At 41.2% G+C, this 23,399-nt stretch carries 26 protein-coding genes and 2 pseudogenes; 23 read left to right on the forward strand and 5 right to left on the reverse strand.

What is annotated here, in order from left to right; translation table 11 throughout:
- Positions 1-18: 18 nt before the first annotated feature.
- The 8 genes from MTP24_RS03750 to MTP24_RS03785 all read left to right on the forward strand — a co-directional run bounded on the left by MTP24_RS03750 (position 19) and on the right by MTP24_RS03785 (position 5,514).
- Positions 19-333 (forward strand): pyrimidine/purine nucleoside phosphorylase, encoded by a 315-nt coding sequence (locus MTP24_RS03750; protein ID WP_138740245.1) that lies wholly within the window; start codon positions 19-21, stop codon positions 331-333.
- Between the two features lie 180 nt (positions 334-513).
- Entirely contained in the window at positions 514-870 is a 357-nt protein-coding gene (gene raiA / locus MTP24_RS03755; protein ID WP_006791946.1) for a ribosome-associated translation inhibitor RaiA, read from the forward strand.
- Positions 871-1,012: 142 nt separating this feature from the next.
- The gene (locus MTP24_RS03760) at positions 1,013-2,248 is read left to right on the forward strand and encodes a divalent metal cation transporter (RefSeq protein WP_243532848.1); all 1,236 of its coding nucleotides are present in this window, start codon (positions 1,013-1,015) and stop codon (positions 2,246-2,248) included.
- A gap of 71 nt (positions 2,249-2,319) precedes the next feature.
- Positions 2,320-2,775, forward strand: a complete 456-nt coding sequence (locus MTP24_RS03765) for a GNAT family N-acetyltransferase (RefSeq protein WP_243532850.1) — start codon at positions 2,320-2,322, stop codon at positions 2,773-2,775.
- A 17-nt stretch (positions 2,776-2,792) separates the two neighbouring features.
- Positions 2,793-3,209 carry a GNAT family N-acetyltransferase gene (locus tag MTP24_RS03770; protein WP_243532851.1) on the forward strand — a complete coding sequence of 139 codons (417 nt, stop codon included), beginning with the start codon at positions 2,793-2,795 and terminating at the stop codon, positions 3,207-3,209.
- 56 nt (positions 3,210-3,265) lie between these two features.
- Positions 3,266-3,454 (forward strand): hypothetical protein, encoded by a 189-nt coding sequence (locus MTP24_RS03775; RefSeq protein WP_243532853.1) that lies wholly within the window; start codon positions 3,266-3,268, stop codon positions 3,452-3,454.
- A gap of 410 nt (positions 3,455-3,864) precedes the next feature.
- Positions 3,865-4,248: a DUF6678 family protein gene (locus MTP24_RS03780; RefSeq protein WP_243532855.1), complete on the forward strand. Its 384-nt coding sequence runs from the start codon at positions 3,865-3,867 to the stop codon at positions 4,246-4,248.
- Positions 4,249-4,321: 73 nt separating this feature from the next.
- Positions 4,322-5,514 (forward strand): IS3 family transposase gene (locus MTP24_RS03785; RefSeq protein WP_086007403.1). Its coding sequence is split into 2 segments (ribosomal slippage): positions 4,322-4,627 and positions 4,630-5,514, totalling 1,191 coding nucleotides; the frame shifts between segments, so codons are not numbered across the junction.
- Between the two features lie 419 nt (positions 5,515-5,933).
- On the opposite strand, the gene MTP24_RS03790 is transcribed toward MTP24_RS03785, so the two are convergent.
- A complete protein-coding gene (locus MTP24_RS03790; protein ID WP_138740772.1) occupies positions 5,934-7,088 on the reverse strand; it encodes an IS110 family transposase in 1,155 nt (384 codons plus the stop codon).
- Positions 7,089-7,942: 854 nt separating this feature from the next.
- Here MTP24_RS03790 and MTP24_RS03795 point away from each other — a divergent pair.
- From MTP24_RS03795 to MTP24_RS03810, 4 genes and pseudogenes are all read left to right on the forward strand, one after another.
- On the forward strand, positions 7,943-8,152 hold the full coding sequence (locus MTP24_RS03795) for a hypothetical protein (protein ID WP_243532857.1): 210 nt from the start codon (positions 7,943-7,945) through the stop codon (positions 8,150-8,152).
- Between the two features lie 156 nt (positions 8,153-8,308).
- Positions 8,309-8,788 (forward strand): annotated as a pseudogene (locus tag MTP24_RS03800) (helix-turn-helix domain-containing protein); the annotation flags it as partial.
- Positions 8,789-8,866: 78 nt separating this feature from the next.
- Positions 8,867-10,047, forward strand: a protein-coding gene (locus MTP24_RS03805; protein ID WP_203985558.1) for an IS3 family transposase whose coding sequence is annotated in 2 segments (ribosomal slippage) — positions 8,867-9,125 and positions 9,125-10,047 — 1,182 coding nt in all. Because the reading frame shifts where the segments join, the coding sequence is not laid out codon by codon here.
- 1 nt (position 10,048) lies between these two features.
- Positions 10,049-10,738, forward strand: a pseudogene (locus MTP24_RS03810) (IS30 family transposase); the annotation flags it as partial.
- Positions 10,739-10,772: 34 nt separating this feature from the next.
- Here the strand turns inward: MTP24_RS03810 and MTP24_RS03815 are convergent.
- Genes MTP24_RS03815 through MTP24_RS03825 form a run of 3 tightly spaced genes read right to left on the reverse strand, consistent with a single transcriptional unit; the run spans position 10,773 to position 13,087 of the window.
- Positions 10,773-11,960 (reverse strand): VWA domain-containing protein, encoded by a 1,188-nt coding sequence (locus MTP24_RS03815; RefSeq protein WP_243532859.1) that lies wholly within the window; start codon positions 11,958-11,960, stop codon positions 10,773-10,775.
- A 1-nt stretch (position 11,961) separates the two neighbouring features.
- Positions 11,962-12,810: a MoxR family ATPase gene (locus MTP24_RS03820; RefSeq protein ID WP_243532861.1), complete on the reverse strand. Its 849-nt coding sequence runs from the start codon at positions 12,808-12,810 to the stop codon at positions 11,962-11,964.
- A gap of 52 nt (positions 12,811-12,862) precedes the next feature.
- Positions 12,863-13,087, reverse strand: coding sequence for a DUF1653 domain-containing protein (locus MTP24_RS03825; RefSeq protein ID WP_006791952.1), 225 nt, complete (start codon positions 13,085-13,087; stop codon positions 12,863-12,865).
- Between the two features lie 60 nt (positions 13,088-13,147).
- Between MTP24_RS03825 and MTP24_RS03830 the strand changes: the two genes are divergently transcribed.
- The 11 genes from MTP24_RS03830 (at position 13,148) to rpoS (ending at position 20,733) form a co-directional block, all read left to right on the forward strand.
- Complete coding sequence (locus MTP24_RS03830) at positions 13,148-13,627, forward strand: DUF2947 domain-containing protein (protein ID WP_006791953.1); 480 nt, start codon at positions 13,148-13,150, stop codon at positions 13,625-13,627.
- Positions 13,628-13,701: 74 nt separating this feature from the next.
- Complete coding sequence (locus tag MTP24_RS03835) at positions 13,702-14,334, forward strand: hypothetical protein (RefSeq protein WP_203984539.1); 633 nt, start codon at positions 13,702-13,704, stop codon at positions 14,332-14,334.
- A 40-nt stretch (positions 14,335-14,374) separates the two neighbouring features.
- Positions 14,375-14,662 (forward strand): cell division protein FtsB, encoded by a 288-nt coding sequence (ftsB, locus tag MTP24_RS03840; protein WP_006791955.1) that lies wholly within the window; start codon positions 14,375-14,377, stop codon positions 14,660-14,662.
- The gene (ispD, locus tag MTP24_RS03845; protein WP_008126883.1) at positions 14,652-15,353 is read left to right on the forward strand and encodes a 2-C-methyl-D-erythritol 4-phosphate cytidylyltransferase; all 702 of its coding nucleotides are present in this window, start codon (positions 14,652-14,654) and stop codon (positions 15,351-15,353) included. Before ftsB ends, ispD begins: the two co-directional genes overlap by 11 nt.
- Positions 15,350-15,847, forward strand: coding sequence for a 2-C-methyl-D-erythritol 2,4-cyclodiphosphate synthase (ispF, locus tag MTP24_RS03850; RefSeq protein ID WP_008126885.1), 498 nt, complete (start codon positions 15,350-15,352; stop codon positions 15,845-15,847). Before ispD ends, ispF begins: the two co-directional genes overlap by 4 nt.
- Positions 15,844-16,896 carry a tRNA pseudouridine(13) synthase TruD gene (locus MTP24_RS03855; protein WP_243532864.1) on the forward strand — a complete coding sequence of 351 codons (1,053 nt, stop codon included), beginning with the start codon at positions 15,844-15,846 and terminating at the stop codon, positions 16,894-16,896. Before ispF ends, MTP24_RS03855 begins: the two co-directional genes overlap by 4 nt.
- Positions 16,877-17,641, forward strand: coding sequence for a 5'/3'-nucleotidase SurE (gene surE / locus MTP24_RS03860; protein ID WP_006791959.1), 765 nt, complete (start codon positions 16,877-16,879; stop codon positions 17,639-17,641). Before MTP24_RS03855 ends, surE begins: the two co-directional genes overlap by 20 nt.
- Positions 17,631-18,269, forward strand: a complete 639-nt coding sequence (locus MTP24_RS03865) for a protein-L-isoaspartate(D-aspartate) O-methyltransferase (protein WP_243532866.1) — start codon at positions 17,631-17,633, stop codon at positions 18,267-18,269. Before surE ends, MTP24_RS03865 begins: the two co-directional genes overlap by 11 nt.
- A 9-nt stretch (positions 18,270-18,278) precedes the next feature.
- On the forward strand, positions 18,279-18,857 hold the full coding sequence (locus MTP24_RS03870; RefSeq protein WP_243532868.1) for a YqaA family protein: 579 nt from the start codon (positions 18,279-18,281) through the stop codon (positions 18,855-18,857).
- Between the two features lie 41 nt (positions 18,858-18,898).
- A complete protein-coding gene (locus MTP24_RS03875) occupies positions 18,899-19,723 on the forward strand; it encodes a peptidoglycan DD-metalloendopeptidase family protein (RefSeq protein WP_058428486.1) in 825 nt (274 codons plus the stop codon).
- Between the two features lie 35 nt (positions 19,724-19,758).
- Positions 19,759-20,733, forward strand: coding sequence for an RNA polymerase sigma factor RpoS (gene rpoS, locus MTP24_RS03880; RefSeq protein ID WP_243532871.1), 975 nt, complete (start codon positions 19,759-19,761; stop codon positions 20,731-20,733).
- 68 nt (positions 20,734-20,801) lie between these two features.
- On the opposite strand, the gene mutS is transcribed toward rpoS, so the two are convergent.
- Entirely contained in the window at positions 20,802-23,384 is a 2,583-nt protein-coding gene (gene mutS / locus MTP24_RS03885; protein ID WP_243532873.1) for a DNA mismatch repair protein MutS, read from the reverse strand.
- Positions 23,385-23,399 lie beyond the last annotated feature (15 nt).

Here is a 23,399-nt window from a genome sequence, read left to right on the forward strand (position 1 = left end):
TTAATAGCAGGAGCTAAAATGTCTCAGTTTGAAAATGTAAGCGTAGTTAAAAAGGCCAACGTGTATTTTGACGGTAAAGTGTCAAGCCGTACGGTTGTATTTAGCGATGGAACTACCAAAACATTAGGCTTTATGCAGCCGGGTGAGTTTGTATTCGATACCAGTAAAAAAGAACTCATGGAGCTTTTAGGTGGCCAGTGGGATATTTTATTACCAGGCGAGAGTGAGTGGAAAACATTTAATGCGGGCGAGTCATTTAATGTAGACGCTAACGTAAGCTTTAAAGTAAAAGTAAGTGATTTTGCCGACTACTGTTGCTCGTACACAGATTAATAGCTAGCACAGCTAGACGTCTGAAAGCCCATGATTTATGGGCTTTGCATAAACTTTGCGCAACACATGATTTAAATCACCAAAAACCGCAAATAAACCTCAAATATCTCTCTTTTTTCCTTGTGTTAATCTAAATAGCCCCCAATACTATTTATGAGGTAACAAATAAAAGGATACCCTATGAAAATTAATCTTTCTGGTCACCATGTTGAAGTTACTGACTCTATTAGAGAGCACATCAACGAAAAATTTTCTAAAATTGAGAGCCACTTTCCATCACTTATTTCTCTCGATATGATCTTGTCTAAAGAGCATCATAAAATCCAAGCCGAAATTAGCACTAATTACGAAGGTGCGCGAATATCAGTAAAAGGGGAAAACGAAGTAATGTACCCAGCTATTGCAAGCGCAGCTAAAAAACTCGATGCAGCACTAAAACATCGAAAAGGGCAAATAAAAGCAAATTTACACGAAAAGCCTGTAAGTACAACGCCAGAAATAGCGCACGAAATCATCCAAGAGATGGAACTAAAATAATTTTTAGTCCCAAAGCACTATAAAAAAGAGCCTTATGGCTCTTTTTTATTGCCTTTAATTTAGGTAAGTTATGCAGCCTTCGGTGTTATTAATTGTGAAAATTAATAACCAGAGTGAATAACACACATAATTTGAGAAATTAATGCAGCAAACACACACTTCTTGGAAATCTCACGTAGGCGCACTAGGCCCTGGTATTTTAATGGCAACCGCAGCAATTGGTGGGTCTCACTTAGTTGCATCTACTCAGGCTGGCGCGCTATTTGGCTGGCAACTATTTTGGTTAATACTGGCTGTTAACGTATTAAAATATCCGTTTTTTCGCTTTGGTATGGAATATACCTTAGCCACTAAAAACAGTTTAGTAGAAGGCTATAAAAACAAAGGTCCGGTGTATTTTTATAGTTTTATAGGCCTAAACATACTCGCTGCTGTTGTTAATACCGCAGGCGTATTACTACTTACCGCCAGCTTACTGCATTACGCATTGCCTGTAGTTATAGAGATAACCCTGCTATGTTGGATATTGCTCGGTGTGTGCTTAGCCATATTATTGTTAGGGCACTTTAAAGCGCTCGACAGCGTTGCCAAAGGCATAATGGGGTTATTAACACTGGCTACTGTTATTGCGCTAGTTATCGCATTTAGTAATGGCCCAATGGCGCCAGCTGACTATGTTGGCCCGTCACCGTACGAACTTGTTATGCTCAGCTTTATGGTCGCGTTAATGGGTTGGATGCCAGCACCCATAGAAATATCAGCCCTTAGTTCGCTGTGGCTTAAAGAAAAACAAACTCAGCAAGTGGTTACTAAAAGCCAAGGCTTGTTTGATTTTAACGTAGGCTATTGGCTAACAGCCTGCTTAGCATTGGTATTTTTTAGCTTAGGTGTGCTGGTGCAATACGGGCAAAGCAGCAGTATTGAGCTTGGCGGTGTTGCCTTTGCTAAACAGCTTATTGATATGTACGCACTGACTATTGGCGAGTGGGCAAGGCCGCTGGTATCAGCTATTGCTTTTTTATGTATGTTTGGCACTACACTTACCGTGCTGGATGGCTACGCACGTACACTTAACGAGTCACATAAATTGCTTGGTTTTGGGCAATCAAAACACAGCCTAAATATTTGGTTAATACTACAAGCACTAGCTGGCATGGCCGTTATTTTATTTTTTAAATCAGCTCTTGGCCCCATGCTTACCTTTGCCATGACACTTGCTTTTGTAACCACCCCCGTTTTTGCATGGCTTAACTTTAGCCTAGTTCGCTCAGAGCCAGCTATTAAGCACAGCGTATTACTGCGTAGCTTAACGTGGCTAGGCTTAGTGTATTTAGTTGGTTTTGCTGTTGCGTTTGTGGCGTGGAAACTAGCAGCCTAAATATAGCCACTTACTTTAGGGTTTTAATTTAAGCCCTAAAATATAAAATTTTAGGATTAAACGAGGCATAAATGGATATTAGAACAGGCGAGCTTTCAAACCCTCACGTTATAAAGCTACTACAAGCGCATCATAACGATATGCTAAAACACTCACCCGTTGAGAGCGTACATGCACTTAATGTAACTAAACTCACTCAGCCCGATATAACTTTTTATAGTTTATGGATTGATAATAATTTAGCGGGTGTTGGCGCATTAAAAGTGCTCAATGCCACGCATGGCGAAATTAAATCAATGCGCACCTCAAGCAACTATTTACGCCAAGGCATAGCCGCTAAGTTACTCACGCATATTATTGAGCAAGCAACACTGCGAGGGTATAAAAAACTTAGCTTAGAAACCGGCACTGCTAAGGCATTTTTACCCGCACAAAAGCTTTACGTCCAATTTGGTTTTAAAGAGTGCGAACCGTTTGGGAATTATGAACTAGATCCGTATAGCCTGTTTATGAGTAAATTCCTTTAAAGTGAGTAGAGGATATTATGGCTTATAAAGTTGAACTTAAAGCTCCAGCACTGGATGAATTCGCTAATTTACGTAAACAAGTAAAGTGGCAAAACCCTGACTATAAAACATTAAAAGCAAGCATCGAAAACTCACTTTTTTGGGTCACTGTATACGACACTGATAAGTTAATAGGCACTGGGAGAGTGATTGGTGATGGCGCAATGTATTTTTATATTCAAGATATAATTGTTGCGCCTAGCTATCAAAAACAAGGCATTGGTCATTTAGTTATGACCCATATTGAAAACTACCTAAGCAACACATGCTCTAATAGCGCAACAATAGCTTTATTAAGCGCTCATGGTAAAGAAAGCTTTTATATTCAATATGGTTATGTAAAGCGTGATGGCGATGGTTTAGGGTTAGGAATGTGTAAGTTTATTAGCAAGTAATGGCTATTGCTGCATGATATCAAGATTATTAAAATAGTTTTTAGAGGTATGGCGGAATGGGCAAACGTGATTTATTTTCAGAATTAGCTACAACACTTGATGATGCCAAAGCGCATTCTCAAGGAAAACTTGCGTTAAGCACTCATAAGGTAAATGATATTAACGATCTTGCTATCTCACCCGATGAAATAGTAAATATTAGAGAAACATTTAATATGTCGCGCAGTGTGTTTGCTGACATCTAACATACTTCAGCAAGAACGCTCGAAAACTGGGGGCAAGGTCGCAGCGCACCAAATGGGCAACCAATTATCTTGTTAAAGCTTGTGCATCGTCATCTAGGGACGCTAAATCATGTAGCTAAGTTGTAGTTCTTTTGGATTATTTATTTTAAAAGACAAAAAGAAAGACGCGACCTATCGCCTTCTTGTGGCTGCTGAGAGCGATAAGCGGTCGATCAGGTGAGTCGTTTTTAACTTAGTAAGGATAAGAGGACACTTTCCTCTTGTTGCATATTTATATAAGTTACATAAAGCAGAATATATATAGCTAGCAATAACTTATGCTTTTTGCTATTAATACAAACTCATAAAATAAGGACGTTTTCGCGCTAAAAAAGGGAAAGTGTCCTCTGATAAAGTTGTTAGGTATACACATGAGTCTTCTGCCAATGGCTGATTCAGTGTCCGATGAAAAGGACGTGAAAGTAGCTAAAAGGATCATTGCTGAAAAGCAATTAGTTGGTGCTGCCAATAACACAAAATGGAATGAACTCATCTCAGAAATGCGAGAACTCCCTAATCCACCTTGCTACCGAACTAAGGTAGTTAATGGCTACATATCGGGCTGGGATAGCGAATGGTATTATCACTTACCATTCCCATTACTTAACGTTGAGTGGATTGATATAGAACTAACTGAAACTGTATTAACTTTGGTGCGCAAAATTGGCTTTGAGTTCGAAACAACCAAGTCAACAATCAGAGTTTGGGGTTACTTTCCAAAGTGTTACGAGAGTTTCGGTGAAGAGTATGCCTAACAAGAATTTAAAGCGGGACTGTGCTCCTCACCCGTTTTAGTGGACACCTCCTCATCACTTTGAGGAGGCTAACATGCCTAGATATACCCAACCTAGAAAGACTTGGTTTTACCCCGTTAATTTCAAAATCAAAGCAGTCGAACTAAGCTTACGAGACGATGTCATGTCAAAGGACGTTGCCGAGGCGCTGGATATTCATCCGTTAATGCTTAGTCGTTGGCGAAAAGAGTATCGAGAAGGTAAGTTTAAAAACACGCCGCGCCATCAAAGCAACAACAAAACAATGAGTAAACTCCCAACAAAAAAAGAGCTGGATAACATTCAAAAGCTTAAGAAAGAAAATGAGCGTCTCAAGCAGGAGAATGACCTGCTAAAAAAGTGGCAACGGTATCTGGCGGAAGTACATCAGAACGATTTGGATTCATCCAAAAGTTCGGACAAGCCTTAGGCGTCAAATACTTGTGTTCTTGGCTTAATGTGTCGCGTAGTGGGTTCTATGCTTGGCGTGAGCGTACAGTGTCAGCTAGAGCGCTGTCAGATGCTAATTTGTTGCTGAAGATAAAACACGTCTTCAATGTCAATCATCAAACCTATGGTAGCCCACGCGTATTTCATGCGCTAAAAAAAGAAGGTGTAAACACAAGCCAAAAACGTGTTGCCCGCTTAATGCGAGAAAACGGTTTAAGAGCTAGGGCGCTTAAGACTTACAGTAAACCGGCGAAGGTTAAGTTCTTTTATAAAGAGATAGAAAATAAACGCAAAGATAGTGAAAAGGCCACAGCAATCAACCAACAGTGGTCTGGCGATATTACGTATTTAAAAGTCGGGGCTCGTTGGCATTACCTTGCAGTGGTTATCGACTTATATTCACGTCGAGTAATCGGCTGGGCGTTTGGTAAAAACAAAACAACGGAGCTTACGTTAAAGGCGCTAAGGCTTGCGATAAAAAAACGACAGCCAACAGAAAGTGTATTATTTCACACTGACCGAGGTGCAGAATACCGTGCTCACGTTGTACAAAAGTATTTGGCTAGCAAAAACATCAAAGCCAGTATGAATAGGCCTGGGTGTTGTACTGACAACGCAGAAGTCGAGTCGTTCTTTCATTCGCTTAAAGCAGACTTAATTCGAGGAAATAAATTTGAGAGTAGCGGTAAACTATTATCAAAATTAAAGGTTTACCTAAATTACTTTTACAATAGACAGCGATTGCATTCGAGTTTAGGATATAAATCACCTGCCGAGTTTGAATCGGCAGTTAATTGAAACGTGGACGGTGTCCACTTTATCGGGTGAAGATCACTGCTAACAGTTTGCTCGGTTTCGCTTCGCTACACAATTTTAGCAAACAATTATCAGCCCCTTAAATGGGCGTTGGTATGACTCCCATTGTCAAGTTAAACGCACTGATCCTTGCCTAACTTTTTAAGCCATAATTATTTTAGCTCGAATTAGAGCGAGTTAATACATAGGATGAAGCAAGTAATGTCGTCGGTTATCTTGCTGATATTCGTTGGTTATTACTATTTCTAGTAACAGAGCAGACCTTACTTATTTCGTCGTGGCACCTGTCTTCAGTCTATGTTCGTGGTTCAATGCAGCGTTAGCTGCATTGCCATCCTAACGCCGTCGGTGGTTGTGCCACACCCGATGCTTGATCCCATGCATTAACTCTAATTCTTTTATCATGCGGGTACTCTTGCCAATCTAAGTTTTTTATTCACTGGCGTAAGCACCACTTCTCTTGCAATAGCCCATATGTACGCAATCATTTCTCGGGCAATGGCGGTAACAACCAGATTGTAGTGTTTCCCTTTGGCTATCATTTTTTTATAGCGTTTGCAGAGCCTAATCTGTGCTTTCCACGCAATATCAATAATGTCCTTTGGTAAACCTTCTTGTCGTTTTTGCATATCTGTGGATATATTTGCTGCATAGCGATAAGTATGTGCACCTTCCACAAGAAGGCGCCTTGCTCGGCCGTTCCCGCATTTTGTGATGGCGCCAATATGGCGTTTGCCACCACTCGAGTGTTCACTGGGTACAAGACCGAGATAACTCATTAATTTGCGGGGATGGTCGAAACGCGATAAATCGCCAAGCTCAGCAACAACGCCAGTGGCGACCAACAAACGGACACCACGCATAGCTTGTATTGCTTTTACTACAGGATAATAACGCCACTGGTGAACGTGGTGTGTTAGTTCATTATCTAGCCGCTCAAGTCGGCTTATTCGTTCGGTAATTGTGTGTAAAAATTCTTGTAAGACGATGTGCTGAGCGGGGTGTGGCAACACAAGCTCAGTGAGCCAACGTAAATGTTTTTGTGACCAATTCGCAGTGCCTTTGTAATTAATATTATTGCGAAGCAGCAGCGCCTTTAATTGATATTTGGCATCTTTTAAATCCTTCATGGCTACTTCGCGTGCACGAGATAAATCACGTACAGCTTCATCTTCAGGCTCAGGAACATAGATAGGTGTTAAATCTTCAGACTTAAGTAATTTAGCAAGCTTAAGGGCATCACGTTTATCGGTTTTAATTTTCTCACCAGGTTTTTTAGGAATAAGAGAAGGTGCAACCACATAACAGCAATGGCCAAGGCTGGTAATTAATCGGTAAATCCAATAACCACATGGGCCAGCTTCATAAACAAAATGAAGTGTTGCGCCAGGGTATTTCGATTCGAACTGGCGAACAAGCTTTTGAACGGCCATTTTGGAAGACGAAACTCGGCCAAGATGAACAGGTTGCGCACCTCTATGTTCTTCAATATAGGCAACTTCATTGAATTCTTTATGTGTATCAAGACCGATAAAAAGTATGCTATGTTTATTCATGTTAGCCTCTGCTGTTTAGTTAATTGACAAACTAATTATGGCTCTGGCTTTGAATTAAGCTAACCCACGAAAAGCGGAGGCTAACACCGTGTGGGAGTCATTATGTCTAGGTTTCTTGTGAAATTCTTCATCCGTTCAAAAATTCTCTTTTCTCTCTTTGGATTAAGTTTCATATGGTTTTTAATAGTCTTCCAAAGTGAACTAGCAAACCCTGACGTCGTGTGTAGTGCAGACTTAATTACTAAAAAAGAGTCTGTTTGCTTAATAAATATAATGGATTCTGAACGTTTCAGAGTCACCGTAAATTACGGTGGCTCTCGCGAAGCAAGTCAAGAAAAGGTAACTATCAAGTTACTTCTAACCGAAGACAGTACAGAAAACTGGTCAATAGTCCTAAGCCCAAGAGCAGCAAGCTACTCAGGGCAAACAAAACGGTATTATGGAACCTTAAACTATGGCACATTCAACAATGAGTTCCTTAAAGGAGCCACATTGACAATTCACGCCAGCGAAAATATTTCTTTGTTTAAAAAATTCGAAGTCAGAGTAGTAAGAAACCCAAATGGATCAAAAGTCTATTTGTGGGCAATAATCACTCTGATATTTCTTTTTTTGTCTATTTGGTTTAGGACTTCAATCTTTGTAAAAGGCATCGGCAGACCATTACTATATTTACTCTTTCTTTTCGTATCGTTAATATTGCTCGCGTGGGAACTGTGAAAAACCTAACAAAACACTTAAGGCACTCGCGCTGCTCGTTGGGACTCTAACACATGGGCTGCGTCACTTCGTTCCTTATTTTAGCCCATGTGTTATCGCCCCTTAGTGGGGTGTTATATGCCAAAGGTTCTTTGATGTTAGCTGAGCCTTACAATACCTTATTGGTGATAATTGTTTGCATCTTAGCCGCCTTGCATTTTAGTGGAAAACTTGGGAGTGTAAATAAATCTCCAACGCTAAAATATATGAATGAAAAATATCCTAAGCTGCCTAGATACATAACTGGTTTAGCTATATTTGTTGCAGTAGTTAAGAGTTTGATTTTGGTGATAGATGGCATATAACAAAACAATCAACAACATTCGCTTCGCTCATTGGGAAAAGCTTCGCTGTCGCTCAGGTTTTCCCTTTATTGTAAGCGTTACGAACGTCCGCAATTGGTTGTGAGTTCAACTGGTGAATGCAACGCTATCCTTATTATTAGTTAAAGGAGCGTTTACATGAAACAGAGAAAGCGTATTTATTATAATGCAGAACAAAGAAGGTTAATTTGGGATCGATATCAGCGCGGTGATAGTGCGCATGATATAGCAAGATTATTTGATCGATACCATTCATCTATATTAGGTATTATCCATAAAACAGGTGGTGTTCGGCCGCTTGAGCCCAAACGCTCACCAACGACACTAACTCTTGCAGAGCGAGAAGACATTTCACGAGGGTTAGCAGCAGGTAAGTCACTTCGAGAAATAGCGAGATATCTTAATCGCTCACCTTCCACTATTTGCCGTGAAGTACACCGCCACGGCGGGATTAAAAAATATCGAGCGAGTAAAGCTGACAAAGTTGCCTGGGAAAATGCCAAACGCCCTAAGCCTTGTAAGCTGTATGGCAACAAAGAATTATGTTTAATCATTGCTCAAAAGATGGAATCTGCATGGTCACCTCAGCAAATCTCTGGTTGGCTTAGGCGGAGATACCTGTAGTGGCATAGTTAATTTGGCCACCCATTAAGAAAGAAATGTTATGCTAATAAGCATACAAATTTGGGTGAAAAAATGACGAAATTAAAACGCGCAACGTATTCTGCGGCAATCAAGTTAGAAACAGCTCAGCTTGTAGTTGACCAAAGTTATACTCAAGAAGAAGCAGCCAAAGCGATGGGGGTGGGTAAATCAACCGTCAGTAAGTGGGTTACTCAATTAAAGCAAGAGCGGAATGGCCAGACACCATCTGCTTCACCAATGACGCCCGAACAAATTGAAATCCGCGAACTTAAAAAGCAAATCCAACGCATTGAATTAGAAAAGGATATATTAAAAAAGGCTACCGCTCTCTTGATGTCCGACTCCCTGAACAATTCTCGTTAATCGAGAAGTTAAATCAACGAGAGCGTTATCCAATTAGTGTGCTATGTAGTGTATTCAATGTGCATCGCAGCAGCTATAAGTACTGGGTCATACGGGATACAACGCCGACGCCAGAGCAAGTAAGGCTAGAGGCTGAAGTTAAAGCAATACATGCAATGAGCGGTGGCTCAGCTGGGGCACGGACAATCGCAGCAATTGCAACGAATAACGGTTTTGAATTAAGCCGTTATCGCGCCGCTAAGCTCATGATTAAACTAAAACTAGAGAGCTGCCAAGTACCACAACATCAATATAAAAGGGGTAGTAATGAGCATCTTGAAATCCCAAATTTGCTAGATAGGCAGTTTGATGTTGTTGAGCCAGATACCGTGTGGTGCGGTGATGTGACGTATATTTGGGTAGGTAATCGCTGGGCTTATTTAGCCGTTGTTATTGATTTATTTGCACGTAAAGTCGTTGGTTGGGCCATGTCGTTGTCGCCAGATACTAATTTAACGCTAAAAGCACTTGAACTCGCGTATGAAAGTAGAGGAAAACCGACAGGACTGATGTTTCATTCAGACCAAGGTAGTCATTATACAAGTTTAAAATATCGTCAACGTTTATGGCGCTATAAAATTACACAAAGTATGAGCAGGCGCGGAAATTGTTGGGATAATGCGCCAATGGAGCGATTTTTTAGAAGCTTTAAAACGGAGTGGATGCCAAAGGTTGGATACGAAAACTTTAAAGATGCTAAATATAGTGTGAGTGATTATATCAACGGATATTACAATAATGTTAGACCACATCATTATAATGCTGGTTTAGCGCCGAATGAATCTGAGGTTAGATATCAAGATTCTAAAACTGTGGCCAAAATTAGTTGACCACTACAACCCCAATAATGAGGATTTGAATGTGTCGCACGAAACAATATATAAAACCCTGTATATACAAACCCGCGGCGCCTTAAAAAAAGAGCTACAAAAACACTTAAGGACGCAGCGGGTAGTCAGGAAATCAAAACACGCCACTCTTAAAGGTAAAGGGTTAGGAAGGATAGTTGACGCTGTACCAATTAGTGAAAGGCCATCAAATGTTGAAGACAGAGCTGTTCCAGGCCACTGGGAGGGAGACTTGATCCAAGGCTCAGGAAACAGTTTTATCGCGACTCTAGTTGAGCGACACTCTAGGTATGTAATGTTAGTGAAAGTACCTAGTAATAAAACAAAGCCAGTAATCGAAGCGTTGATTAAACAAGCTAATAAGTTGCCAGCAGAGCTTTATAAATCATTAACTTGGGACAGAGGATGTGAGCTTACTAATCATAAAGACTTTACTCTAGCTACAGATATTCAAGTATATTTCTGCGACCCACAATCACCTTGGCAACGCGGTTCCAATGAAAATACAAATAGGCTATTAAGACAATACTTTCCAAAAGGAACTAACTTAAATGAGCATTCTCAGATAAGATTAAACCAAGTTGCCAGACAACTTAATGAGAGACCGCGGAAAACACTGGAATACGAAACACCTGCGGAGCGATTTAATCAGTGTGTTGCATCGAGTGGTTGAACTCACAGCACTGAGCTGTCATTGATATTAACTATCAACTCAGCTCTTTTATCGCTCTACTTATCCCGTCTAAACTCAGCGCGTACATGCGATTGTTCATTAGCTCTTTTATAAAGCCAATTGATTGATAGTACGGCCAGTGTTCAATTGGTTGTGGGTTGAGCCACGCTACTTTATCGAAATGGTTAGTTATGCGTGATAACCATGCACTGCCGGGCTCTTCGTTGTAGTGCTCTACTGAGCCACCAGGGTAGGCTATTTCGTATGGGCCCATAGTGGCATCACCCACAAATATGACTTTGTAGTCGCTGGTAAACTTGTTGATCAGCGTCATGGTGTCAATAACGTTTGAGTGGCGGCGCTGATTATCTTGCCAAACATGTTCGTATAAGCAGTTATGAAAGTAGTAAAACTCTAAATGCTTAAATTCACTGTGGGCGGCGCTAAATAGTTCTTCGCAGGTATGAATGTAGTCATCCATTGAGCCGCCAATATCAAACAGCATTAATACTTTTACCGCATTGTGGCGCTCGGGTGCCATTTTTACATCTAGCATGCCGCCTTGCTTGGCGGTTGCGCGAATGGTCTCGTTTAAATCAAGGGTGTCACTTGCGCCGGTGCGGGCAAATTTGCGTAGCTTTTTAAGGGCGAGTTTTATAGTGCGTGAGCCAATTTCGCGATCTGAGTCTAGGTTACGGTATTCGCGCTTGTCCCACACTTTTACCGCTTGGCGATTGCGGTTGCCGTCTTGTCCTATACGCACGCCCTCAGGGTTATAACCATACGCGCCAAAAGGAGATGTACCACCGGTGCCTACCCATTTATTACCGCCTGCGTGGCGTTTTTGTTGCTCTTCTAAACGCTCTTTCAGGGTCTTCATGAGCTCGTCGAGCCCACCCATCGCTTTTAGTTGGGCTTTTTCTTCATCGCTTAGGTTTTTTTCAAACTCTTTGCGTAGCCAATCTTCAGGTAAGTTGTGCTGTTGCTTTAAACTCTCGAGTAGGTCTAAGTCGGCAATACCGCTAAAGTAGTCGCTAAAGGCTTTATCAAACCTATCAAAATGGGTTTCGTCTTTTACCATTATGGTGCGCGCTAAATGGTAAAAGGCATCTACGTCGGCAAATATAACGCCTTTTTTTAAGGCGTTAATTAAATCGAGTAGTTCGCGCAGGCTTACCGGTAAACGGTATTCACGTAATTTGAAGAAAAACGCAATTAACATATTAACGGCGGCTCATGAACGCAAGTTTTTCGATGAGGCTTATGTCTTGCTCATTTTTAAGCAGTGCGCCAAACATCGGCATTAAGCCGCCTTTTTGGCTTTTGTCGTGTAATGTTTTAGCGTCTATATCCTCTGCCATTAAAAGTTTTAACCAATCCAGTAATTCGCTGGTGGAGGGCTTCTTTTTTAGGCCGTTGGCTTCACGTAAGTTAAAAAATACTTCTAATGCTTGGCGTACTAAATCTTGTTTAACGTTAGGGTAATGTACATCAACAATTTGCTGCATTTCCTCGCTGCTTGGAAAGTCAATATAATGAAAAAAACAGCGGCGTAAAAAGGCATCAGGCAGCTCTTTTTCGTTATTTGAAGTGATGATCACAATAGGGCGCTCTTTTGCGATAATGCGCTCACCTGTTTCGTAAACGTGAAACTCCATTTTATCAAGTTCGAGCAGTAAATCGTTTGGAAACTCAATGTCGGCTTTGTCTATTTCGTCAATGAGTAAAACTGGGCGTTTGCCGTTAAGCTCGGCATAGGTAAATGCTTGCCACAGCTTACCTTTAACAATGTAGTTGCCAATATCATGCACGCGCTCATCACCTAGCTGGCTGTCGCGCAAACGCGATACGGCATCGTATTCGTATAAACCTTGCTGTGCTTTGGTGGTCGATTTAATGTGCCACTGAATAAGCTCGGTGTCTAAACTTCTCGCAAGCTCTTCGGCCAGCATCGTTTTGCCTGTACCAGGTTCACCTTTAATAAGTAATGGTTTTTCAAGCATAATAGCAGCATTTACAGCCTGTTTTAGCGAGCTGCTTGCGATGTAATTGTCAGTAGAATTAAATTGCACGGTGTACCCTTGTCTGGTCTGAGCAGTATTGAATGGGGTTATAATGCCACAGTTAATCTGCAGGTCCAAGGTAGGCAAAACGAGGTATAGTTTTGCCCTCTTTTTCAACGGTTTCTAAAAACATACTAAGTGGTCGTGCCCAAATACCGAACTCACCATATAAGGCTTGATATATCACCAATTGTTCGTCTGTTTCGCTATGTGTTGCCTGATATAAAACTTTGTACTGCGGGCCTTTGTAGTGTTGATATAAACCCAGTTTTAGTGCTGTAGTCATGCTTCAATCTCTTGTATAATTTGTGTTTGCACTTTTAATGCTAACTAATTTGCCAATATTATGAACTATATTTCGTTAGATGATTACAGAAAAGCGTGGGTTTTTCGCCATAAAGACATTCCGGTATCAAGTGATGACGCAGCTAAAATAAAACCAATGAGCGACGAGCGCGCAGCTGTGCTTTGGAGCACAATGGTAAGCCGGGAGTTTGACCACCCCGACTTTTTTGATGACAGTATGTGGTGCGGCCAAGATAAAAGCTTTAGTGATGAAGTTAACTGGGAAGCAGCTTGGGAAAATGGCGATGCTTTACCACCTCAAGAAATTTTAGAGTTTTTAGGGTGGGAAGCAAATACCACGGTATATTTTTGTATGGCGCGCGATAATGTTATTGAAACAACGTTTGACGTATTTAAACGTAATTGGCAAAACTTTATGTTTTTAGCCGATGGCAGTTTACTAGTTGGTAAAAAGCGCAACAGTGTTGTGCAATTTTTAGAGTCGGGTAAAGCTAAGTTAGGTGAAAAACCAAGCGCTTAATTTTTTATGTGTGCTTAAAAACTATTCAGTACTATGTTATAAAACAGTTATCTGAATGTTTTTGAGTAAAGCAATTGGTCGCGAAAAATCAGTCACTTGGTGAACAGCAGCAAGTTGAAATTTGGCAAACTGATGCGCAAAAGGCGCTTTATGCGCAGTTGTGCAATGCATTTTATCAGCGAGAAGTTCAGCGGTTAGTCGCCGAACCTAATGCCGATAAGCTGCGTAGGCAGTTAAAAAGTTTGCCTTATTACATTGAACGAGCTGCATCGCTTGTAGTAAACGGGCATTCGCCTTTTACGCTTGATGCACAAAATGGCTCGTGGCTCGAAAAACAAAAAGCAGCGCCGCCCAATGTAAATAAACAAGCCAATGAACTTTTTTTTCAAGCGCATGCCAAAGTGGGACTAATTGTTCCGGTGATAGTAAACCAGTATGACAAATTACATCTTAGGATAGACAGTATTGATCAGGTGTCTGAAAACAAGTTGCATTGCAACGAGCTAGGGTGGTTTGATTTTTTAGGCAACAGCCTAGAGCAGCAATATGCACAACTTTTAAAGCCAAGTAAGTTGAGTTTAGCTGCAGCGTGCTGTGGGCATCAGTGGCAGTTTTCAAAGCGTTGCACACCACGTGTATTATCATTGCGTGAAATGCTACTGGCAGGGAACATTAATTGGCGCAATATAAAACGCCCATTAGCTTAGTTAAGTTAAAACTTTTAAATTATTAAATAAGGAGTGTTAAATGCGTGTTTTTCAAGTGTGCTTACTGTGCTTAGCACTGTTTGTTCAATACAGGTTATGGTTTGGTCAAAATGGTGTGCAAGATTACTCGCGCTTAAAAGGAGCGGTGGCAACCCACCAAGACACTAACGAAAAGTTGATAAAACGTAATAAAGTGCTCAAAGCCGACATAGAAGATTTAAAGCTTGGCCTTGAAGGTATTGAAGAGCGTGCCCGAAACGAATTAGGAATGATTAAGCCGGACGAAACATTTATTCGTGTTTTACCGGGCAACCAATATGAGAAATAAACAAACTATCGTTGCGATTGTACCCGCAGCAGGTGTAGGCAGCAGAATGCAGCACAATGCACCTAAACAATATATACAGTTAGCGGGTAAAACAATTTTAGAACATACCCTAACTAAATTATCTCAATTACCACAACTGCAAACTATTGTTGTTGCTCTTAGCGATACAGACCCATACTTTAGTGAACTACCATTAACCGATGCGCGCATTGTTCGTTCAAGTGGTGGCAAAGAACGTGCTGATTCAGTACTTAATAGTTTGTTATTTTTAGCACCCAATCCCCCTGATTGGGTATTAGTGCACGATGCAGCGCGCCCATTGGTTGACCTAGCAGACATTGAGCGCCTTATCAGTGAGTGCCTTAGTACAAATGAAGGCGGAATTTTAGCCACTAAAGTAAAAGACACCATCAAACGCGGCGATACACACTCAAAGCAAACTGTCCCCCGAGACGACCTGTGGCAAGCGCTTACCCCTCAATTTTTTAAGTACAGTGACCTTAAAAATGCGCTGCAAAATGCGCTACAAAGTGGGGTGCCTATTACCGACGAAGCCAGTGCAATTGAGTGGGTAAACAAACCAGTAAAACTTATAGCGGGTCGTAGTGATAATATTAAAATAACCACGCCAGAAGATTTAGCTTTGGCAGGGTTTTTATTAAATAAACAACAAAACGAGAGTGCAGTATGATACGAATTGGCCATGGTTTTGACGTACATAAATTTGGCGGCGAAGGCCCGTTAACTATTTGTGGCGAAAAAATTGATTACCCACAAGGCTTTTTAGCACACTCAGATGGCGATGTAGCTATTCATGCATTATGTGATGCTATTTTAGGTGCGCTCGCTATGGGCGATATTGGTAAGCACTTTCCTGATACAGCGAGCGAATATGAAAATATAGACAGCCGCATTTTGCTTCGTCATGTTGTTAAGTTAGCTAAAGAGCAAGGCTATGTATTAGGAAACGGCGATGTCACCATTGTGGCACAAGCACCAAAAATGCTGCCGCACATACAGGCTATGCGTGTAAATCTAGCTAATGATTTAAACTGCGATCTTAGCCAAATAAATGTTAAGGCTACGACAACTGAAAAGTTGGGCTTTGAAGGACGTAAAGAAGGTATTTCTAGTCATGCCGTGGTTATTATGAGTAAAGAGCTTGCGAGTACAAAAAACGCATGAGCGACTTAAATTATTTATACGGCGCACCGCTTTCAAAAGCTGACTTTAAAACCACTGCAGAAGACTTTATGGTAGATGAAGATCTAGCTATAGAGTTTACAGGTAACGGTGAGCATGTATGCTTGCAGGTGGTTAAAAAAGGCGAAAACACACAATACGTGGCTAAAATTATCGCGCAAAAAGCCGGTGTATCCCCTCGCGATGTAAGCTACGCGGGCATGAAAGATCGTCATGGTGTATGTAGCCAATGGTTTAGTGTAAAAGTGCCCATTAAAAAGCATATAGATTTTACAGAGTTAAATAGCGAAAGCATTTTTATAGTGTCGCAACAGCGCCACGAGCGTAAATTACGCACCGGTTGCCACAAGGGCAATAAATTTACCATTACTCTTCGTAATGTTACCGAGCCGCTTGATATATTATGCCGCATAAATGCTGTGCGTGCTGGTGTGCCAAATTACTTTGGCGAGCAGCGTTTTGGCCGCGATGGGCATAATTTAGTTATGGCCGAAAAAATGTTTGCCGGCGAACGTATTCGCGATAAGAAGTTACGCGGTATTATTATTTCAGCTGCGCGTTCACATATTTTTAATCAACTTGTAAGTTTACGTGTAAAAGAACACGGTTTAGCTAAAACTATGCACCGCGAAGTATTTATGCTCAGCGGCAGTAATGCATTTTTTGAAGATGCAATTAACGACGAAAACATAGCACGTTTAGCCTCTGGTGATATTGTAATGTCGGCACCAATGGCAGGCAAAAGTGATAAAGGGTTAACTGAGCAAGAAAAAATATGGCTTAAACCCTATCAGGCTTGGTGTGAAGGCCTGGGTGAATTAGGGCTTAAAAACGAGCGTAGAATGTTGCGTTTGATTCCTGATAACTTGGCTGTAGAAACACTTGATAACACCACACTTAAGCTGAGCTTTGGTTTACCTAAAGGATGTTTTGCAACCGCATTACTACGTGAGCTGGTGGACTATACAGATGCAAGTCCAAAAGAGCGAAAAGAAAAGGATAATGGCATAAATGAAGATACTGTTAAGTAACGATGATGGCGTTAATGCTAAAGGCATAGCGGTCTTATATAACGCGCTTACAAAAATTGCAGACGTCACTTTGGTGGCACCCGATCGCAATTGCAGTGGTGCAAGTAACTCGCTCACATTAATGAACCCATTGCGTGCAACAACTCTTGAAAATGGGTTTATGTCAGTTAATGGCACGCCAACCGATTGCGTTCATTTAGGTGTTAATCAGCTTGTTGACCAAAAACCAGATTTAGTTGTGGCAGGCATTAATCATGGCGCCAATTTAGGTGATGATACGCTTTATTCAGGCACTGTTGCTGCAGCGACCGAAGGTCGTCATTTGGGGTTGCCTGCTATTGCAGTTTCACTTTGCTCACACAATGGCGAGCACTTTGAAACAGCAGCCGCGGTAACAGTTAATATAATTAAAGAACTTGCATCGCACCCATTACCAAAAGACCAAATTATTAATGTTAATGTGCCAGATGTTCCGCTAAGTGAATTAAAAGGTGTGCAGGTTACGCGTTTAGGCGCTCGGCATAAAGCTGAAACTATGACCAAGCAAACGGACCCTTGGGGTCGAAGTATTTACTGGTATGGCTCGCTTGGTACAGAGAGTGATGCAGGTGAAGGAACTGACTTTTACGCCATTAATAATGGTTTTGCATCGGTTACACCACTCAGTGTTGATATGACCGCACACAATAGCATTAAGGCAGTTGGGGACTGGTTATCTAATTTGGAGATAAATCGTGCTCGCTAATTACACGCGAAGTGCGAAAGCGTTATCAGATTTACTTAAACGTGAAGGTGTTGAGGATCAAGGCGTACTTGATGCTATTGCAGGTATACCTCGTCATTTATTTATTGACGACGTGTTGCAGCATAAAGCTTATGAAAATACAGCGCTACCTATTGGGCAAGGGCAAACTATTTCGCAGCCTTATATTGTAGCCCGTATGACGGAGCTTTTGAGGTTGGCCGGTGTGTGCGATAAAGTATTAGAAATCGGCACGGGCTCTGGCTATCAAACAGCGGTATTGGCTAAAACGTTTACTAAAGTTTATTCTGTTGAGCGGATCAAAGCTTTGCAATGGCAGGCTAAACGGCGTCTGCAGCAGCTTGATTTATACAATGTAACAATGAAACATGGAGATGGCTGGCAAGGTTGGCAATCTCAAGCACCATTTGACGGCATTATTGTTACGGCTGCGGCTGCCACCTTACCTCAAGGTTTGTTAAGTCAACTCGCTGATGGCGGTGTATTATTAGCGCCGGTTGGCGAAGCTGATCAAAAATTAATAATGGTTATTCGAAAGGGCGAAAGCTTTACAGAGCATGTTATTGCACCAGTAAGATTTGTACCTTTGGTACCTGGTGATATTGAATAGGAATTCACTTTGAAGTTGTTTACTAAGTTGTACGATATGGCCCTAGTATGGGCAAAGCACCGCCATGCGGAGCGTTATTTAGCAGGAATGAGTTTTGCCGAGTCTGTTTTTTTTCCTATCCCACCCGATGTAATGTTAGCGCCAATGTCGCTGGCTCAACCTAGTAAGGCGTGGCGTTTTGCAAGCTTCGCGACGATTGCATCTGTGCTGGGCGGGGTAATTGGCTATTTACTTGGTTTTTGGCTTTTTGAACCTGTTGTAGAGCCGCTAATTGCACAGATGCATTGGCAAGAAAAGTTTGATGTAGCATTAAATTGGTTTAAAGAGTATGGCGTATGGGTAGTCTTTTTAGCTGGCTTTTCACCCATACCCTATAAAGTATTTACAATTGGTGCGGGCGTTTTACAGATGGCGTTTTTCCCATTTTTAATTGCTTCTGCAATCGGGCGCGGTGCCCGGTTTTTTCTAGTTGCTGCGCTTATGAAATGGGGCGGAGCGCAAATGGAGAAAAAATTACGTCAGTATATTGAAGTGCTTGGCTGGGGATTAGTAATATTAATAGCCGTTGCGTACTTATTGTTGCGTTAAGCTATATAAAATAATGTTACTTAAACATGGAGAAAAGCACGATGAATAGACAATTTATGCTTTATGTTGCTTTGTTCATTAGTGTTTTTCTCTTTGGTTGTTCATCTCGCCATGTTCCAGCGCCCGTTAGTAGCTTAAATAATAATGTTAATGACTCAAACCATTTAATTAACATTGTAGATGGCAAATATACAGTACAAAAAGGAGATACACTTTATTCAATCGCATTTAGCGCAGGAAAAGACTTTAGAGAACTTGCTAAAAACAACTTAATTTCAAGTCCTTATGTTATATATCCAGGCCAGTCAATCTCTCTCTCTCCCACTATCAAAAAAATTAAAAGCTCAAAAAAGTATACGAATTCGAGTAAAAAGTCTAGAAAAAACATACAAAATAATAACAAAAAATTAAAGAAAGGACTTGATCAGCCAAAAAAACGAGAGTATGTTCAAAAACAAGCCAAATATAAAGTTAGTAACCAAAAGCAGTTGTCGAGCGGTAAATTAAAGTGGTTTTGGCCAGCAAAGGGCAAAATTACCAAACGCTTTTCTAATAAGGAAAACGGCTATAAAGGCTTACAAATTACTAATAAAATGGGGGCTACAGTTTTAGCCGCTGCACAAGGAACGGTGGTGTATGCGGGTAACGCGCTTCGAGGTTATGGTAATTTAATCATTTTGAAACATAACGATGATTACCTAAGTGCTTATGCACATAACTCGAAATTACTTGTAAAAGAAAAGCAAAAAGTTAAGGCAGGACAAAAAATAGCAGAAATTGGCAATTCAGAGTCTTCGGTTACCGCGCTTCGCTTTGAGATTCGTTACCGTGGGAAAGCTGTCAATCCTGCTAAATACCTTCCTTAGATTTTAGGTATTGATAATTGCTCTGGAGAAGGCTTATGGCTAGCGCAGCAAAGATTGAAAAAAATATCAGCAATGACGACAAGTTTGATGAAAACACCGTTGAAGAAGCAACACCGTTACTTGAAAAAGTAGATGACGAAGACATATTTGCCAAAGAAGAAGTGACTAAAAACCTAGATGCCACCCAACTTTACTTAGGTGAAATAGGCTTCTCTCCATTATTAAGCGCTGAAGAAGAAGTATTTTTCGCGCGTAAATCCCTCAAAGGCTGTGAAGCCTCTCGTAAACGTATGATTGAGAGCAACTTACGTTTAGTTGTTAAAATTGCACGTAGATACAATAACCGTGGACTAGCGCTACTCGATTTAATTGAAGAAGGTAATTTAGGGTTAATTCGTGCTGTTGAAAAGTTTGACCCTGAACGCGGGTTTAGATTTTCAACCTATGCAACATGGTGGATACGTCAAACAATTGAACGCGCCATTATGAACCAAACACGCACTATTCGTTTGCCCATCCACGTAGTGAAAGAGCTAAACGTTTACTTACGAACAGCGCGAGAGCTAACCCAAAAACTCGACCATGAGCCAACTGCTGAAGAAATAGCTGAATGCCTAGATAAGCCAGTTGAAGACGTAACCAAAATGTTACGTTTGAATGAAAAAATAGCGTCGGTTGATATGCCAATTGGTGGCGAAAACGACAGCGTGCTGCTTGATATTTTACCTGACGAAAAAGGCAACGGCCCTGAAGGTGAAGTGCAAGACACAGAAATTAATAAACACATTGTTGATTGGTTAGGAGAGTTAAACCTTAAGCAACGTGAAGTACTGGCGCGTCGGTTTGGATTACTCGGCTATGAGCCATCTACACTTGAAGATGTAGGTAGGGAAATAGGACTAACACGAGAGCGAGTAAGACAAATACAAGTTGAAGCTCTACGTCGTTTAAAAGATATTTTGCAACAAGAAGGGTTAAGCACAGATAGTTTTTTTAATCAATTTTCTTAATAATAAATGTAAGACCTTAAAAGACTTGAATAAAAAATGCCGAAGAAATTATTCTTCGGCATTTTTTGTTAAAGCAACGCTTTTAATTTATAGAGCAATTCGTGTGCTTGACGAGGCGATAAGTTATCTGGGTCAATTGCACTTAATTGTTCTTCCACTTGTGAAGGCTCAATAACAGCGCCATTATTAAATGAAAATGCGTGTTGCTCAGCATTAGGTGCAGTAACACTTTGGTGATTTTCAAGTAACTTAAGCTTTTGTTTAGCTTGTGTAATTACCGCTTTAGGCACACCAGCCAGCGCGGCCACTTGTAAACCAAAGCTTTTGCTTGCCGCACCGTCTAGCACAGTATGCATAAATGCAATGGTATCGTTATGCTCTATTGCATCAAGGTGAACGTTTACAAGGCCCTGCGTTTGCTCTGCAAGCTCAGTTAATTCAAAGTAGTGAGTTGCAAACAGGGTTTTAGCGGATATTTTTGATGCTAAATGATTCGCTGTGGCATATGCAAGCGAAAGCCCGTCGTAGGTACTTGTACCACGCCCAATTTCATCCATTAATACCAGCGACTGCGCTGTCGCATTATTTAAAATTGTGGCGGTTTCGGTCATTTCAACCATAAAGGTTGAGCGGCCAGAGGCTAAATCATCACTTGCACCAATACGCGTAAATATACGATCGATATTACCTATTTTTGCGCTATCGGCAGGGATATAACAGCCGATGTGCGCCATTAATACAATAAGTGCTGTTTGGCGCATATAGGTTGATTTACCCCCCATATTTGGGCCTGTAATAATTAACATTTTGCGCTGACTATTAAGCTCTACAGGGTTTGCAATGAATGGGTCTTTCATTACCTGTTCAACAACCGGATGACGGCCTTGTTGAATGCTAATATTGTCGTTGTCACAAAGCTCTGGTTTAGCATAATTAAGCGCAAAGGCCCGCTCTGCTAAGTTATTTAATACATCTAAGTCAGCAAGCGCTGCAGCCATTATTTGCAGCTGTTCAATGTGTGGGGCTATAAATTCAAACAACTCTTCGTATAGTTGTTTTTCAAGCGCGAGTGCTTTTGATTGGCTACCAAGTACTTTGTCTTCATGCTCTTTAAGCTCTGGAATAATATAGCGTTCATTATTTTTAAGCGTTTGACGGCGAATATAATCAGCAGGGACTAAATGTGAATTAGCGCGGCTCACTTCTATAAAAAAGCCGTGTACTCGGTTATAGCCAATTTTTAATGTACTAATGCCTGTACGTTCACGCTCGCGTTGTTCAAGCTGCTCAAGTACATCAGTTGCCCCTTTACTTAGGTTACGCCATTCATCAAGTTCACTGTTATAACCCGGCGCAATTACGCCCCCATCACGAATAAGTACTGGCGGGTTATCAATAACAGCTCGCTCTAGCAATGCTTGTAGCTCAGGTAATTCAGGCGAGTGTTTGATAATACTTGTAATGCGTGGGTCGCTCGCATCACTTAATAAATTATGCAGGGGGGCAAGCGCTTGTAGTGCACTGCGTAAGCGTGTTAAATCCCTTGGGCGTGCAGTACATAATGCTAAACGCGCTATTACACGTTCTATATCACCAATCTCTTTTAGCGACTCGTGCAATTCGCCGCACAGTTGTGCGTCTAAAATTGCGCTAATAGCATTTAGACGAGAGTTCAACTCGTCTTTATTTCGAACAGGTGTATGAATGCGGCGTTTTAATAAGCGTGAGCCCATTGCTGTGGCTGTTTTATCAAGTACTTGTGCAAGCGTGTTTTCAAATCCGCCCGATAGATTAACCGTTAGCTCTAAATTTTTACGGGTTGCGGCATCTAATATAACAGCGTGTTCGTTGTGCTCAAGCGTAATGGCGCGAATATGAGGCAAAGCAATGCGCTGTGTATCTTTCACGTATTGCATTAAACAGCCTGCAGCTACGAGCGCTGAGTGAGCTTTTTCTACACCAAATCCAACTAAATCCTTTGTTCCAAATTGATCGCATAATAAGTGCTGAGCCGTATCTAAGTCGAACTCCCATTCAGGGCGACGACGAGCACCTTTAATATGTTCGATTAGATGGGTGTTTTCAAAATTTTCGCTATAAAGCAATTCTGCTGGCGATAAACGCTGTAGCGTTGAGCTTAACGCTTCGTCAGTATTGACTTCAACAACGTTAAAACGCCCAGAATTTATATCAAGATACGCAACACCGTATTGGCCTTTTTTATTTTGCCAAACAGCGGTCAGTAAGTTGTCTTGTCGTTCTTGAAGAAGCGCCTCATCTGAAATAGTGCCCGGTGTTACAATGCGGACTACTTTTCGTTCAACAGGGCCTTTACTGGTTGCGGGGTCGCCAACTTGTTCACAAATAGCAACTGATTCGCCCATTTGTACCAAACGCGCTAGGTAGTTTTCTACGGCATGATAAGGCACACCTGCCATAGGAATTGGGTCGCCACCGGCTTTGCCACGCTGAGTTTGCGAAATATCGAGCAATTGAGCTGCACGTTTTGCGTCGTCAAAGAAAAGCTCATAAAAATCTCCCATACGATAAAACAATAAAATATCGCGATGCTCTGATTTTATTTTTAGATACTGCTGCATCATAGGGGTTTGTTGTTTTATAGTGTGTGGTGCAAAAAGATCAAACGACATGTATTTACCCAAAGG

It is taken from the genome of Pseudoalteromonas sp. APM04, assembly GCF_022809815.1.
GTDB lineage: Bacteria > Pseudomonadota > Gammaproteobacteria > Enterobacterales > Alteromonadaceae > Pseudoalteromonas > Pseudoalteromonas marina.

What these genes read in the sequence shown, in the direction of transcription:
- rpoS (WP_243532871.1), top strand. Translation starts at nt 19,759, where the DNA reads ATGGCTAGCGCAGCAAAGATTGAAAAAAATATCAGCAATGACGACAAG.
- MTP24_RS03760 (WP_243532848.1), top strand. Translation starts at nt 1,013, where the DNA reads ATGCAGCAAACACACACTTCTTGGAAATCTCACGTAGGCGCACTAGGC.
- MTP24_RS03765 (WP_243532850.1), top strand. Translation starts at nt 2,320, where the DNA reads ATGGATATTAGAACAGGCGAGCTTTCAAACCCTCACGTTATAAAGCTA.
- MTP24_RS03825 (WP_006791952.1), bottom strand. Translation starts at nt 13,087, where the DNA reads ATGACTACAGCACTAAAACTGGGTTTATATCAACACTACAAAGGCCCG.
- MTP24_RS03750 (WP_138740245.1), top strand. Translation starts at nt 19, where the DNA reads ATGTCTCAGTTTGAAAATGTAAGCGTAGTTAAAAAGGCCAACGTGTAT.
- MTP24_RS03790 (WP_138740772.1), bottom strand. Translation starts at nt 7,088, where the DNA reads ATGAATAAACATAGCATACTTTTTATCGGTCTTGATACACATAAAGAA.
- MTP24_RS03780 (WP_243532855.1), top strand. Translation starts at nt 3,865, where the DNA reads ATGAGTCTTCTGCCAATGGCTGATTCAGTGTCCGATGAAAAGGACGTG.
- MTP24_RS03795 (WP_243532857.1), top strand. Translation starts at nt 7,943, where the DNA reads ATGTTAGCTGAGCCTTACAATACCTTATTGGTGATAATTGTTTGCATC.
- surE (WP_006791959.1), top strand. Translation starts at nt 16,877, where the DNA reads ATGAAGATACTGTTAAGTAACGATGATGGCGTTAATGCTAAAGGCATA.
- MTP24_RS03770 (WP_243532851.1), top strand. Translation starts at nt 2,793, where the DNA reads ATGGCTTATAAAGTTGAACTTAAAGCTCCAGCACTGGATGAATTCGCT.
- MTP24_RS03775 (WP_243532853.1), top strand. Translation starts at nt 3,266, where the DNA reads ATGGGCAAACGTGATTTATTTTCAGAATTAGCTACAACACTTGATGAT.
- MTP24_RS03815 (WP_243532859.1), bottom strand. Translation starts at nt 11,960, where the DNA reads ATGTTAATTGCGTTTTTCTTCAAATTACGTGAATACCGTTTACCGGTA.
- MTP24_RS03830 (WP_006791953.1), top strand. Translation starts at nt 13,148, where the DNA reads ATGAACTATATTTCGTTAGATGATTACAGAAAAGCGTGGGTTTTTCGC.
- MTP24_RS03875 (WP_058428486.1), top strand. Translation starts at nt 18,899, where the DNA reads ATGAATAGACAATTTATGCTTTATGTTGCTTTGTTCATTAGTGTTTTT.
- mutS (WP_243532873.1), bottom strand. Translation starts at nt 23,384, where the DNA reads ATGTCGTTTGATCTTTTTGCACCACACACTATAAAACAACAAACCCCT.
- ispF (WP_008126885.1), top strand. Translation starts at nt 15,350, where the DNA reads ATGATACGAATTGGCCATGGTTTTGACGTACATAAATTTGGCGGCGAA.
- ispD (WP_008126883.1), top strand. Translation starts at nt 14,652, where the DNA reads ATGAGAAATAAACAAACTATCGTTGCGATTGTACCCGCAGCAGGTGTA.
- ftsB (WP_006791955.1), top strand. Translation starts at nt 14,375, where the DNA reads ATGCGTGTTTTTCAAGTGTGCTTACTGTGCTTAGCACTGTTTGTTCAA.
- raiA (WP_006791946.1), top strand. Translation starts at nt 514, where the DNA reads ATGAAAATTAATCTTTCTGGTCACCATGTTGAAGTTACTGACTCTATT.
- MTP24_RS03855 (WP_243532864.1), top strand. Translation starts at nt 15,844, where the DNA reads ATGAGCGACTTAAATTATTTATACGGCGCACCGCTTTCAAAAGCTGAC.